10 protein-coding genes are annotated in these 12,927 nt (G+C 64.3%); 5 read left to right on the top strand and 5 right to left on the bottom strand.

The annotated features are described in order from the left end of the window. Position 1 precedes the first annotated feature (1 nt). Together fdxH and fdnG are read right to left on the bottom strand one after the other, a co-directional pair. Positions 2-952: a formate dehydrogenase subunit beta gene (fdxH, locus tag OYT13_RS07235; RefSeq protein WP_268567531.1), complete on the bottom strand. Its 951-nt coding sequence runs from the start codon at positions 950-952 to the stop codon at positions 2-4. A gap of 9 nt (positions 953-961) precedes the next feature. Continuing rightward, positions 962-4,030 carry a formate dehydrogenase-N subunit alpha gene (gene fdnG / locus OYT13_RS07230; protein ID WP_268567530.1) on the bottom strand — a complete coding sequence of 1,023 codons (3,069 nt, stop codon included), beginning with the start codon at positions 4,028-4,030 and terminating at the stop codon, positions 962-964. Positions 4,031-4,248: 218 nt separating this feature from the next. Between fdnG and OYT13_RS07225 the strand changes: the two genes are divergently transcribed. From OYT13_RS07225 to OYT13_RS07205, 5 genes are all read left to right on the top strand, one after another. After that, positions 4,249-4,881: a paraquat-inducible protein A gene (locus OYT13_RS07225; RefSeq protein ID WP_017232451.1), complete on the top strand. Its 633-nt coding sequence runs from the start codon at positions 4,249-4,251 to the stop codon at positions 4,879-4,881. Further along, positions 4,878-5,522: a paraquat-inducible protein A gene (locus tag OYT13_RS07220; protein WP_017232452.1), complete on the top strand. Its 645-nt coding sequence runs from the start codon at positions 4,878-4,880 to the stop codon at positions 5,520-5,522. Before OYT13_RS07225 ends, OYT13_RS07220 begins: the two co-directional genes overlap by 4 nt. Beyond that, on the top strand, positions 5,515-7,179 hold the full coding sequence (locus OYT13_RS07215) for a PqiB family protein (RefSeq protein WP_017232453.1): 1,665 nt from the start codon (positions 5,515-5,517) through the stop codon (positions 7,177-7,179). Before OYT13_RS07220 ends, OYT13_RS07215 begins: the two co-directional genes overlap by 8 nt. Next, a complete protein-coding gene (locus OYT13_RS07210) occupies positions 7,176-7,850 on the top strand; it encodes a PqiC family protein (RefSeq protein WP_017232454.1) in 675 nt (224 codons plus the stop codon). The genes OYT13_RS07215 and OYT13_RS07210 overlap by 4 nt, the downstream gene beginning before the upstream one ends. Positions 7,851-8,030: 180 nt before the next feature. Continuing rightward, on the top strand, positions 8,031-9,290 hold the full coding sequence (locus OYT13_RS07205; protein WP_268567529.1) for an ABC transporter substrate-binding protein: 1,260 nt from the start codon (positions 8,031-8,033) through the stop codon (positions 9,288-9,290). 9 nt (positions 9,291-9,299) lie between these two features. On the opposite strand, the gene mdtD is transcribed toward OYT13_RS07205, so the two are convergent. The 3 genes from mdtD to OYT13_RS07190 all read right to left on the bottom strand — a co-directional run bounded on the left by mdtD (position 9,300) and on the right by OYT13_RS07190 (position 12,880). Continuing rightward, positions 9,300-10,745: a multidrug transporter subunit MdtD gene (gene mdtD, locus OYT13_RS07200; protein ID WP_017232456.1), complete on the bottom strand. Its 1,446-nt coding sequence runs from the start codon at positions 10,743-10,745 to the stop codon at positions 9,300-9,302. A 112-nt stretch (positions 10,746-10,857) separates the two neighbouring features. Beyond that, positions 10,858-12,729, bottom strand: a complete 1,872-nt coding sequence (locus OYT13_RS07195) for a glycoside hydrolase family 15 protein (RefSeq protein ID WP_017232457.1) — start codon at positions 12,727-12,729, stop codon at positions 10,858-10,860. Beyond that, positions 12,713-12,880, bottom strand: coding sequence for a hypothetical protein (locus OYT13_RS07190; protein WP_268567528.1), 168 nt, complete (start codon positions 12,878-12,880; stop codon positions 12,713-12,715). The genes OYT13_RS07195 and OYT13_RS07190 overlap by 17 nt, the downstream gene beginning before the upstream one ends. Positions 12,881-12,927: the final 47 nt, after the last annotated feature.

Genomic DNA, 12,927 nt, shown 5'->3' with positions numbered 1-12,927 from the left:
GTCAGACCTCCTCGTGCGTGGCGACGCCCTTCTGGCCATCGGGACCGCTACCCTTGCGGGATGCGTCGTAGCGGCGGGCCGCCGCCTCATCGTCCTCGGTCGTCTCGTTCGGACCGGTCTTGATGTAGTGGAAGAACCCGGCGAGCGCCGTCAGCGCCATGGCGGCCACGCCCAACGGCTTGGCGATGCCCTTCCAGAGCGTCACCATCGGACTGATGCGCGGATTGTCCGGCAGACCGTGATACAGCGACGGCTTATCGGCGTGATGAAGCACATACATCACGTGCGTGCCGCCGACCCCCGCCGGATCGTAAAGCCCGGCGTTCTCGAACCCCCGCGACTTCAGGTCTTCGATGCGCTCGGCCGCCTGATCTTTCATGGCGTCCTTGGTGCCGAACAGGATCGCGCCGGTCGGGCACGTCTTCACGCACGCCGGCTCCAGCCCCACCGACACCCGGTCGGAACACAAGGTACATTTGTACGCCTTGTGATCCTTCTGCGAGATACGCGGGATGTTGAACGGACATCCGGTGATGCAGTACCCACAGCCGATGCACGCCTCTTCATGAAAGTCGACGATGCCGTTGGCGTATTGCACGATGGCCCCCGGCGACGGGCATGCCTTCAGGCAGCCCGGGTCCTCGCAATGCATGCAGCCGTCCTTGCGGATCAGCCACTCGAGGTCGCCCTTCGGGTTCTCGTACTCGGTGAAGCGCATGAGCGTCCAAGAATCGGCCGTCAGGTCCGCCGGGTTGTCGTACACGCCGACGTTCGTGCCGACCTCGTCGCGCAGGTCGTTCCACTCCATGCACGCCGTCTGGCAGGCCTTGCAGCCGATGCATTTCGACGTATCGATAAGCTTGGCAACGTCCCCCGTGTGCGACTCGCGCACGGAGGGCGAGGGCAGCGTGGTGGCCGAGCGCCGTTTGATATCCAGAGATTGCAATGCCATGGCGCCCCCTTATGCCTTCTCGACTTTCACCAGGAACGACTTGAACTCGGGTGTCTGCGAATTGGCGTCGCCCACGATGGGCGTCAGCGTATTCGCGAGGAACCCGGGCTTGGTCAATCCCTTGAAGCCCCAGTGAATCGGAATGCCCACATGGTGAATCGTCTTGCCGTCCACCTTGAGCGCGCGAATGCGCTTGGTCACGACCGCCCGGGCCTTGATGAAGCCGCGATTGGACGAGACCTTGACCATGTCGCCCGACGCAATGCCGATCTCCTTCGCGAGCGCCTCGCCGATCTCGACGAATTGCTCGGGCTGGATGATCGAATTGAGCAGCGCGTGCTTGGTCCAGTAGTGGAAGTGCTCGGTCAGACGGTATGTCGTGGCCACATAGGGGAACTTGTCGGCGGTGCCCATCACGGCCAGATCGTCCGGGAACACGCGGGCGCCCGGATTGCTCGTGGCCTTCGGTTGCTTCGGATGCAGCGGGTTGTAGCCCAGCGGCGTCTCGAACGGCTCGTAATGTTCGGGGAACGGCCCTTCGGCCATGGCTCCCTTCGCGAAGAAGCGCGCCACGCCCTCGGGGTTCATGATGAACGGACTCATGCCAAGCGCCGGATCCTCGTCGACCTTGAAGTCCGGCACGTCCGCCCCGGTCCAGATCTTGCCGTTCCACCACACCAGCTTGTGCTTCGGATTGAACGGCTTGCCCGCAAGATCGGACGACGCGCGGTTGTACAGAATGCGACGGTTCGCCGGCCACGACCATGCCCAGTTCAGCGTCTGCCCGATGCCGGTCGGATCGCTGTTGTCGCGCCGCGCCATCTGATTGCCCGCCTGCGTCCACGCGCCGGCGAAGATCCAGCAGCCCGACGACGTACTGCCGTCGTCCTTCAGTTCGGCGAAACCCGCCAGTTGTTCGCCGGCCTTGCGGGTGACCTTGGTCGGATCCTTCGGATCGACGAGGTCCCTGAGCGCCCGACCGTTGTACTCCTTGGCAAGTTCTTCGGGCGACGGGCGCTCCGGCTGGGCGTACGGCCACGACAGGTTGACGATCGGATCGGGGAATTTACCCCCCTGCGTCTTGTACATCTCCCGCAGGCGCAGGAACAGTCCCGTCATGATCTCGATGTCTGTGCGCGCCTCGCCCGGCGGCTCGGCACCCTTCCAGTGCCACTGCAACCAGCGCCCCGAGTTGACCAGCGCACCGTCTTCCTCAGCGAAGCAAGTGGTCGGCAAGCGGAACACTTCCGTCTGAATCTTGCTGGAGTCGACGTTGTTGTGCTCGCCGAAGTTCTTCCAGAACTCCGACGTTTCCGTCGCCAACGGATCCATGATGACGAGGAACTTGAGCTTGGCGAGTGCCTGATCCCACTTGAACTTGCCCGGCGCTGCCGCGAGCGGGTTGAACCCCTGCGCGAGGTAGCCCGTCATCTTGCCCTGGTTCATCAACTCGAGCACCTGCAGCAGGTCGTAGGGCTTGTCGAGCTTGGGCAGATAGTCGTAGCCCCAGTGGTTCTCGGCCGTGGCCGCGTCGCCCCACCACGACTTCATCAGGCTTACGTAGAACTTCGGATAGTTCTGCCAGTAGCTGAGCTGGTTCGGACGCAGCGGCTTTTGCGTGCGTGCCGTCAGGTATTGCTCCACGGTCTGCTCGGCCTGCTTGGGCAACGTCATGTAGCCCGGCAGCAAGTCGGTCATCAGCCCGAGGTCGGTCAGGCCCTGAATGTTCGAGTGACCGCGCAGCGCATTCATGCCGCCGCCCGCCACCCCGATATTGCCCAGCAACAGTTGCACCATCGCGCCGGTACGAATCATCTGCGAGCCGATCGAGTGCTGCGTCCAGCCCAGCGCGTACATGATGGTCATCGTGCGCGTCGGAGTGGAACACTCGGCGATCTGCTTGTAGATCTGGTCGATCTTGTCGGCGGGCGTGCCGCACACGCGCTCGACCATCTCGATGGTATAGCGCGAGTAGTGCTGCTTCATCAACTGAAACACCGTGCGCGGGTGTTGCAGCGTCGGGTCGGTGAGAACGTATCCGTCCGCGCCCTTCTGGTAGTCCCAAGTGCTGCGGTCGTACGTGCGCTTCTCGGCGTTGTAACCCGAGTAGATGCCGTCTTCGAACGCGAATTCGTCTTTCACGAGGAACGTGAAGTCGGTGTAGTTCTTGACGTATTCGTGCTGGATCTTGTCGTTCGTGAGCAGGTAATGGATCAACCCGCCGAGGAAGACGATATCCGTGCCGGAACGGATCGGGGCGTAGACATCCGCGACCGATGCCGAACGGTTGAAGCGCGGGTCGACCACGATCAGGCGCGCGTTGTTGTGCGCCTTGGCCTCGGTGACCCATTTGAAACCGCATGGGTGCGCCTCGGCCGCGTTGCCGCCCATGATGAGAACCAGATCCGCGTTCTTGATGTCGACCCAATGGTTCGTCATCGCACCACGGCCAAACGTCGGGGCAAGACCTGCCACCGTCGGGCCGTGTCAGACACGTGCCTGGTTGTCGAATCCCAGCATCCCGGTACTGCGGATGACTTTGTGCGTGATATAGCCGACTTCGTTGCTCGACGCGGACGCCGCCAACATGCCCGTCGTGAGCCAGCGGTTGACGGTCAGGCCGTCCTCCGTCTTCTCGACGAAATTGGCGTCGCGATCGTCCTTCATCAGCTTGGCGATGCGATCGAGCGCATCGTCCCAGGAAATCCGCTCCCACTTGTCGGAACCGGGCTTGCGGTACTCCGGGTGCGTGAGACGGTTCGGGCTGTGGATGAAGTCGATGAGGCTCGCCCCCTTCGGACACAACGTGCCGCGATTGACCGGGTGGTCGGGGTCGCCTTCGATGTGGAAAATACTCTTCCGCGCATTTTTCGCCCCGTCGCCGTAGCTGTACATCAGCAGGCCGCAGGCCACGGAACAGTAGGGACAGGTGTTGCGGGTTTCCGTCGCTCGCGCCAGCTTGAACTGGCGGACTTCCGCCAGTGCCGCATCGGGCGCGAACCCGAGCATTGCCAGGCTGGACCCGGCCAATGTTGCGCCACTCACTTTCAGGAACTGGCGCCTCGACATATTCAGCATGGGGGAAATCTCCTCAAATATTCGAAAACTTTGCGGGAGTTCGTTGAGTATAGAGCAAACCATTGCGGTTTTCCGTGACTTAGCACAAACCATGCCGAATGTTGCGCCGCAGCGCACAATGCAGGAACTTCCTCAACAATTTGGTATTCTGAGCGTCACTTTGGTCACCGTCCCCGGGAATGAACCCCTTGCCCCCTGAAGATGACGTGACAAACCTGATGGCATGTCCCAACTGCGACACGCTGCACCGTCGCACGGACGTGCCCCCGCGAGAGGCGGCCCGCTGCGTGCGCTGTCACTCGGTGCTTTACCGCGCCCCCGATCTGCGCCTGTCGCGCGTGCTGGCGCTCACGCTGACTTGCCTGATCGTGTTCGCCATCGCGAACGCGTTTCCCATCGTCGAGATCGAGGTGCAGGGCATCTACACGCGCACCACGCTCATCGGCGCCGCCTGGGCGCTGTATCGCGAAGGCATGTGGCTCGTCGCCTTGCTGGTGTTTACCACCACCGTGCTCTCGCCGCTCTCGCAATTGCTCGCACTGGTCCATCTGATCGGCCCGCTTTCGGTCGGGCGGCGGCCGTACGCCGTCTTCCATGTGTTGCGCGCCATCGAGTTCTGCCGGCCCTGGGGCATGATCGAAGTGTTCATGCTGGGCGTGCTGGTCTCTGTGGTCAAACTCTCGTCCATGGCCAGCGTGTTGCCCGGCATCGCGTTATGGGCCTTCGGGGCGCTCACGGTGTTGCTGGCGATGGTGTTGTCTTATGACCTGCGCAATCTCTGGCTCGTGATCGACCACACACCGAATGCGGACGCGCCCGACGCCTCGCCATCGCGCAGGGTGCCAAGATGAAATACCTCACCGCCAAAGACGCCGGACTGGTCGCGTGCACGGCGTGCGGACGGCTCTCGCGCTATGTCAAAACGCTCGAGACCGCGCACTGCCCGCGCTGCGGCGCGGCCCTGCATCAACGCAAGATCGACAGCCTCACGCGCACCTGGGCCTTGCTGATCGCCGCCGCGATCCTGTACATTCCCGCCAACGTCCTGCCCATGATGCAGACGCGCTCGCTGCTCGGGAATTCCAGCGACACGATCATGAGCGGGGTGATCTATTTCTGGGTCAGCGGCGAGTACGATCTGGCCATCGTCGTCTTTACGGCGAGCATTCTCGTGCCGATGCTCAAGCTCATTGCGCTGTCGCTGCTATGCCTCACCGCGCAGCGCGGCGCCCGTTGGAACCCGCATCAACGCACCAAGCTTTACCACATGATCGAGTTTATCGGCCGCTGGTCGATGCTCGATGTCTTCGTCGTCGCGCTGATGGTCGCGCTCGTGAACATTCAGTCGCTGGCCGTGATCCAGGCCGGTCCCGGCATCGTGGCGTTCGGCGCGGTGGTCGTGCTCACGATGCTCGCCTCGATGCAGTTCGACCCGCGGTTGATCTGGGATCAGATCCGCGACGACGATACCGAACAGGACGATCATGACTGACCCGAAAGATCCGCAAGCCCCCAACGCCGCGCCGCCGCCCGGCGCCGGCGAGCTGCCCACACCGGTCATCGAGCCGCGCAAACGCTGGGCGCCGTCGCTCGTCTGGCTCATTCCGCTGGTGGCCGCCGTGATCGGCCTGTCGCTCGTCGCCAAGGCGATCATCGAGCGGGGCCCCAGCGTCGTCATCGACTTCAAGACGGCCGAAGGCCTCGAAGCCGGGAAGACGAAGGTCAAGTACAAGGAAGTCGATATCGGCACCGTCAAGAACATCGAGCTGTCCGACGACCTGTCGCACGTGCGCGTGACCGTCGACCTCACGCAGAACGCCAAGCGGTTCGCGGTCAAGGATTCGCGTTGGTGGGTGGTGCGACCGCGCGTGGCCGGCGGCAGCGTCTCGGGTCTGTCGACGCTGCTCTCGGGCGCCTATATCGGCGCCGACGCCGGCAAGTCGAAGGAATCGTCGGAGCATTTCGTGGGCCTCGAAGTGCCGCCGGTGGTCTCCAGCGGCCAACCGGGCAAGCCCTTCGTGCTGCATGCGGCCGACATCGGCTCGCTCGACATCGGCTCGCCGATCTATTACCGTCGCATTCAGGTCGGTCAGGTCGAAGCCTACTCGCTCGATCCGGATGGCAAGGGCGTCACGCTGCGCGTGTTCGTCCAGGCCCCCTATGACCAGTATGTCGGCTCCAACACGCGCTTCTGGCATGCGAGCGGCATCGATTTGCGGCTCGATTCGAGCGGCTTTCAGGTCAATACGCAATCGCTGGCGTCGGTGGTCATCGGCGGCATCGCCTTCCAGGCACCGAACGAGTCGGGCGCCGGCGTGATGGCCAAGGCTGGGCAGGAATTCCGCCTGGCCCCTGATGAAACCACCGCCATGAAGGCCCCCGACACACATCCGATGACGGTCGTGTTCCGCTTCCAGCAGTCGCTGCGCGGTCTGGCAGTGGGCGCACCGGTGGATTTCCGCGGCATCACGCTCGGTGAAGTCACGTCGATCGGCGTGGAATTCGACCAGGCGACCAAGCAGATCAACATGCCGGTGACGGTCGAGGTCTATCCGGACCGTCTGCGCCGCCGCGATCCGAAGAACAACCTGCCGCCGGACGAACTTGCCAGCCGCCAGATTCTGAATTCGCTAGTGGCGCGCGGTCTGCGCGGTCAGTTGCGCACCGGCAATCTGCTGACGGGCCAGTTGTACGTGGCACTCGACTTCTTCCCGAACGCCAAGCCCGCCCGTGCCGAGGAAGTCGACAACGTTGTCGTCATGCCGACGGTGCCCAACACGCTCGACCAGTTGCAGCTCCAGATTGCCGACATCGCGACCAAGCTCGACAAGATTCCGTTCGACAGCATTGGTCAGAATCTCGATTCGTCACTGCGCAAGCTCGACAAGACGCTCGACAGCGCGCAGGGCCTGTTCCGCCAGCTCGACGGCGAGATCGCGCCCGAGGCGAAGGCCACGCTCAGCGAGGCGAAGAAGAGCTTCGGCGCCGCCGAGCGCACCCTCTCCGAAGATGCCCCGGTACAGCAGGATGTTCGTCAGGCCATGCAGGAACTGACGAAGACCTTGCGCTCGCTGGGCACGCTGGCCGATTATCTGCAGCAGCATCCCGAGGCGCTGCTGCGCGGCAAACCCAAGGATCCGCAACCATGACGAGCCCGCCTGACATGACCCGTAGCCCGCGCCGCTGCGCGACGCCGATGGCCCGCGCCGTGCTCGCCGCGCTGACCCTGGTGCTCGCCGGCTGTGCATCGCCGCCGTCGCGCTTCTACACCCTGACCGACGACACGGGAACGCCCGCGGGCAGCGCCGCCACGAGTGGCGCCAACGTGCCGGCGGCGCGCTATGCGGTCGAAGTCTCGCCGGTCGCCGTGCCTGAGCAGGTCGACCGGCCGCAGATCGTCGTCACGCGCGGCGGCGGTCGCGTCGACATTCTGGAGGAATCGCGCTGGGCCGCGCCGCTCAAGACCGAACTGACGTCGACGATCTCGCGCAAGCTCACGCAACATCTCGGCGCGATGGACGTGTATGGCCTGCCCCGCGCCGATGGTCTGACCGTGTACCGCGTCTCGACGTCGGTACAGCGTTTCGAGTCGGTGCCGGGCGAGCAGGCCGCACTCGCCGCCGTGTGGAGCATTCGCCGGGTACCGGGCGACGTCGTGCTCACTTGCCGCTTCGCCGGCACGGAGACGGCGTCGGGTAGCACGGGTGGCATCGATGACGTGGTCGCGGCGCAACGCCGGCTCGTCGACCGGCTGGCATTGGGCATCGGCAACGCCATTGCCACCAGCGCGCAGGGCGCCACGCCGCACTGCGAGCGCTGAAGGCCGTTGCCGCCTTGCATACGCCGTCTCCCGGGCAGGCGAAACCCCAGGGAAATCCCGATACGCGCCAACGCGATTACGGATTGCGCAAGCAATTACGGGATGTTTAATATGTTCGAGACCTAACGACCCCTGTCGTCCGACGGCGGGGCGTCATCACGCGAACATTGGAGACACCCCATGCCCAGCCTCACCGGCCACTTGCGCCGCGCGATTGCCGTTGCCGCTTCGTTCACCCTTACCGCGCTGGGCCCCGTTGTCTGCGCCGCCCAACCCGCGGCCGGCGGAGGCATTTCGGACGGCGTCGTGAAGATCGGTGTGCTCACCGATCTGTCCGGTGTGTCGAGCGACAATGCTGGCAAAGGCAGCGTGGTCGCCGCCACCATGGCGATCGACGACTTCGCGCACGATCACAAGGTGCTCGGCGCGCCGATCGAATTGATCTCGGCCGACTCTCAGGGCAAGACCGACACCGGCGCCACGATCGCCCGCGAGTGGTACGACCGCGACAAAGTCGACATGATCACCGACCTGACATTCTCGAACGTCGCGCTCGCCGTCGATCGCATCGCCGAGGAAAAGAAGAAGATCGCGCTGGTGACCGGCGCGGGTTCGTCGGCCATCAGTAATGAACAATGCACAGCGCACAGCGTGCAATGGATGTACGACACGTACGCGCTCGCGAATTCCACGTCGCAGGCGTTGCTTCGCCGAGGCCTCAAGTCGTGGTACTTCATCACCGCCGACTACGCGTTCGGTCAGGCGCTGGAGAAGGACGCCAGCGAGATTCTCACGCGCCAGGGCGGCAAGGTCGTGGGTTCGGTGAAGCATCCGGTGAACTCGCCCGATATGTCGTCGTACCTGCTGCGCGCGCAGACGTCCGGGGCGCAGGTGATCGCGCTGGCGAACTCGGGCACGGACACGCTCAACACCGTCAAGCAGGCGTCGCAGTTCAACATGATCCAGGGCGGCAAGCAGGTCTTCACGCCACTGTTGTCGTTGATCACTGAAGTGCACGGCATGGGCCTGAAGAACGCGCAGGGCATGATCCTCACGAACGGCTTCTATTGGGACCAGGACGACCGCTCGCGCGCCTTCGCCCAGCGCTTCTACGCGCAGCACAAGAAGATGCCGACCATGATGCAGGCCGCCGTCTATTCCGCCGTTTTCAATTACCTGAAGGCGATTCAGGCGGCGGGCACCGACGACGCCGACACCGTCATGGCCAAGCTCAAGTCGATGAAGATCGACGACCCGGTGATCCGCAACGGACACATTCGCGCCGATGGCAAGCTGGTGCACGACATGCTGCTGGTGCAGGTCAAGACGCCGGCCGAATCGAAGTCGGCGTGGGATCTGTACAAGATCCTGGAGACGATTCCGGCCGACAAGGCGTTCGCCCCGTTGGCCGATTCGAAGTGTGCGCTGGTAAAACGGTAACCCGCGCGCTCAGCGCCTGAGATCGGTGGCAGACGCGGGTCGCGTCTCGCTGCCGCCTTGGGCGCCCCCTGCCGCGGGATCCTCCACGCGGCGGAAAATGATCGCCGACGCGAGCGTAATCAGCCCGACACATACGAACGTCAGTCGAAACCCCGCCACCGTACCGCCCATTCCGCCCTCGCCTGCCTGCCCGGCCAATTGACCGAACAGTGCCAACAACTGGCCGCCGATGGTCACGCCCAGTCCCAACGCAAGCATCTGCGCCATCGAGAACAGGCCATTGCCCGCGCTCGCGCGGCGCGTGCCAAGATCCTTCAGGGTGACACTGTTCATCGCGGCGAACTGCATCGAGTTCGCGCCGCCGAAGATCGCCAGTTGCCCCAACCCTAGCCACATCGGCCACCCCGGCCCGAACAGCGCGAAGCTCGCGATCGCACCGCCGACCACCGCCGTGTTGACCATCAGAAAACGCGTGTAGCCGAAGCGCGCCACCAGCGGCGTCACCATCCGCTTGACCACCACGCCCGCCAGTGCAACCGGCAACATCATCAGTCCCGACGCAAGCGGGCTATACCCCATGGCCACCTGAAGCAGCAACGGCAACAGGAAAGGCACGGCGCTACTGCCAATCCGCGCGACGAGATTGCCCAGCAGCCCGAGGCGGAAACTCCGCGTCGCGAAGAGTTCGAGCGGGAACAACGGCGCGGCGCGACGCCGGGCATAAGGCCAATATCCCAGCGTCGTGACGACGCAAAGCAGCGCCAGCCCGGCGGACACCCCCCATCCCCGGTCGGAGAACGGATGATCCAGCGCCAGCGTAAACGACACCATCGCCATCGAGAGCAGCGCGAAGCCCGCCCAGTCAAAGTCGGCATCGATGACCTCGTCACGCGCCGGAGGCGGCAAGTAGCGCCGTACCGCCAAGCTGCCGGCGATGCCGATCGGCACATTGATCAGGAAAATCCAATGCCATGAGGCAACCTGAACCAGCCAGCCGCCCAGCACCGGGCCGATCATCGGCCCGACCTGCCCGGCAATCGACACGAACGCGAGCGCCGCCAGATATTGCCCCGCCGGGAAGGTGCGCAGCACCGCGAGACGCCCGATCGGCAAGAGCATCGAGCCCCCCGCCCCCTGCAACACGCGCGCGAGCACCAGTTGCGTCATCGTGTGCGCCATCGCACAGAAGATCGAACCGATCACGAACAGCAAAATCGCAACGAAGTAGACGCGGCGCGTGCCGAACCGGTCGGCCAGCCAACCCGACGCCGGGGTGAGCATGGCCATTGTCAGTGAGTAGGCGACCACCACGGGCTGCATGCGCAGCGGGTTCTCGCCAAGGCTCGCCGCCATCGCGGGCAGCGCCGTATTGACGATGGTCGTATCGAGCGCCTGCATGAAAAAGCCCGCCGCTACGATCCACAGCAGCGCGGTGAGTGTTTTGTCTTGCGTCATGCGGCGTGGTGACGAGACGCGGCGGCCAATCCCGTCCCTCAAAAGAATTAAGCGAAATCAGAATTCTAGCCCGCTTCAGGCGGGCCGACCCTGTTGCGCCGCGCGCTCCACCTCAAACCCCGATCGCGCGATACCCCACATGTTCGAACCGGTCCTCATCATCGGCATTTTGTTCGTCTGCCGAATTATCCGCGCGGTCGTCATCGGCAAGCGCTTCGAGTCGGATGGCCGCGTGCACGAGCGCGATGTGCGAAAACGCCTGCGGGAAGTTGCCGACCTGACGCGCATGATGCGTGTCGTACTCCTCGGCCAGCAGACCGACGTCGTTGCGCAACGACAGCAACCGCTCGAACAGGGCACGGGCGTCGCGCTGACGGCCGATCATCACCAGGCAATCGACCATCCAGAAGCTGCAGGCGAGAAACGCGCCCTCGCCCGCCGGCAGGCCGTCGTCGACCCGGCTCGTGCGATAGCGTTGCACCAGCCCGTCGTGCATGAGGTCTCGCTCGACCGCCTCGATGGTGCCTATGATGCGCGGATCGTTCGCCGGCAGGAAGCCCACGAGCGGAATCATCAGCACGCTCGCATCCATCTCCGCGGAACCATAGGCCTGCATGAACGCGTTGCGCGTCGTGTCGAAGCCGTGCGCGCAGACGTCCGCATGAATCTCCTTGCACAAGTCGCGCCAGTGATCGATCGGCCCCGGCAAGCCGAAGCGCTCGGCCGACTTGATCGCCCGATCGAACGCGACCCAGGCCATGACCTTCGAGTAGGTGAAGTGCTGGCGTCCGCCGCGCACTTCCCAGATGCCCTCGTCCGGCTTGCGCCACACCGTTTCGAGATGCGCCACAAGCTTCGTCTGCACCTCCCACGTGGCCTCGTCCGGCGTCAATCCGCCCAGACGCGCCTGATGCAACGCGTCCATCACTTCGCCATACACGTCGAGCTGCAACTGCCCGACCGCGCCATTGCCCACGCGCACGGGCTTCGCCCCTTCATAGCCGGGCAGCCAATCGACCTCCCACTCGGGCAAACGCCGCTCGCCCGAGAGTCCGTACATGATCTGCACCTGCGACGGCGCACCGGCCACGGCGCGCACCAGCCAATCGCTCCAGTCGTTCGCTTCGGTGTAGTAGCCCCCGAGCATGAGCGCCTGCAAGGTGAGCGTGGCGTCGCGCAACCAGCAATAGCGATAGTCCCAGTTGCGCTCGCCGCCAAGCTGTTCGGGCAACGACGTCGTCGGCGCGGCCACCACGCCGCCCGTCGGCACGAACGTGAGCGCCTTGAGCACGATGAGCGAGCGGCGAATCGCATCGGCCCAGCGGCCGTCGAGCTGGCAGCGGTGAGCCCAGGTGCGCCAGTAGCGCTCGGTATCGGCGAGGGCGGCGAGCGGATCGATCTCGCGCGGATCGGCGTGATGCGACGGCACGCGCGAAAGCACGAACGGCACGGTGTCACCGGCCGTCACATCGAAGCGCGCGCGCAGACTGCCCGGCACATCCTGAATCTCGATGGGCGTGCGCACCACGACCTTGTCGGGTCCCGCGATGAGACGCATCCCCGGCCCGGTGGGATCGTCGCCGTCGAGCGGACGCGACCACGGCACCGACGCCCCATAGTCGAAGCGCAGGATCAACTCCATCGACATGGTCACCGTTCCGTGGATGCCCTTGACCAGCCGCACAAGGTCGGCCGCGCCGTCGCGCAACGGCATGAAGTCGATCACGGCGACGCAGCCCTCCACCGTCTCGAAGCGGGTCTCGAGAATCAGCGTGTCGTCGTGATAACGACGCGTACAGGTCACGCGAGGATCGTCGGGGGCGAGCTTCCATCGGCCATGCTCCGGGCCGCCAAGCAGCGCCGCGAAACACGCGGGCGAATCGAAATACGGCCAGCAGAGCCAGTCGATCGAGCCATCGCGCGCGACGAGCGCAGCGCTTCGGCAGTCGCCAATCATTGCGTAATCTTCAATACGTGCCGGCATGCTCACCTCGCGAAGGGAAGAGGAACAGCGCGACCATCGGCAGACGATGGAGCGCAAGCGAGTGAAGCCCTATGTTACGCGCGTGGTCAAGACGCGACCATCGGGCCGGCGACGGGCCGAGACGATTGTCGGAGATACTGCCAGAAGTCATGCGCTCCCTCCTGTCGACGTTGGGCGTCGGGTCGGATTGATCGGTGG

Origin of the sequence: Pandoraea sp. XJJ-1, from assembly GCF_026802345.1 — a bacterium.
In the GTDB taxonomy this organism is placed as follows: Bacteria; Pseudomonadota; Gammaproteobacteria; order Burkholderiales; family Burkholderiaceae; genus Pandoraea; species Pandoraea cepalis.
Note: the sequence above shows the minus strand (reverse complement) of the source record. Positions and strands in the feature narration are given on the sequence as shown.

What these genes read in the sequence shown, in the direction of transcription:
- fdxH (WP_268567531.1), bottom strand. Translation starts at nt 952, where the DNA reads ATGGCATTGCAATCTCTGGATATCAAACGGCGCTCGGCCACCACGCTG.
- OYT13_RS07225 (WP_017232451.1), top strand. Translation starts at nt 4,249, where the DNA reads ATGGCATGTCCCAACTGCGACACGCTGCACCGTCGCACGGACGTGCCC.
- OYT13_RS07220 (WP_017232452.1), top strand. Translation starts at nt 4,878, where the DNA reads ATGAAATACCTCACCGCCAAAGACGCCGGACTGGTCGCGTGCACGGCG.
- OYT13_RS07215 (WP_017232453.1), top strand. Translation starts at nt 5,515, where the DNA reads ATGACTGACCCGAAAGATCCGCAAGCCCCCAACGCCGCGCCGCCGCCC.
- OYT13_RS07210 (WP_017232454.1), top strand. Translation starts at nt 7,176, where the DNA reads ATGACGAGCCCGCCTGACATGACCCGTAGCCCGCGCCGCTGCGCGACG.
- OYT13_RS07205 (WP_268567529.1), top strand. Translation starts at nt 8,031, where the DNA reads ATGCCCAGCCTCACCGGCCACTTGCGCCGCGCGATTGCCGTTGCCGCT.
- mdtD (WP_017232456.1), bottom strand. Translation starts at nt 10,745, where the DNA reads ATGACGCAAGACAAAACACTCACCGCGCTGCTGTGGATCGTAGCGGCG.
- OYT13_RS07195 (WP_017232457.1), bottom strand. Translation starts at nt 12,729, where the DNA reads ATGCCGGCACGTATTGAAGATTACGCAATGATTGGCGACTGCCGAAGC.
- OYT13_RS07190 (WP_268567528.1), bottom strand. Translation starts at nt 12,880, where the DNA reads ATGACTTCTGGCAGTATCTCCGACAATCGTCTCGGCCCGTCGCCGGCC.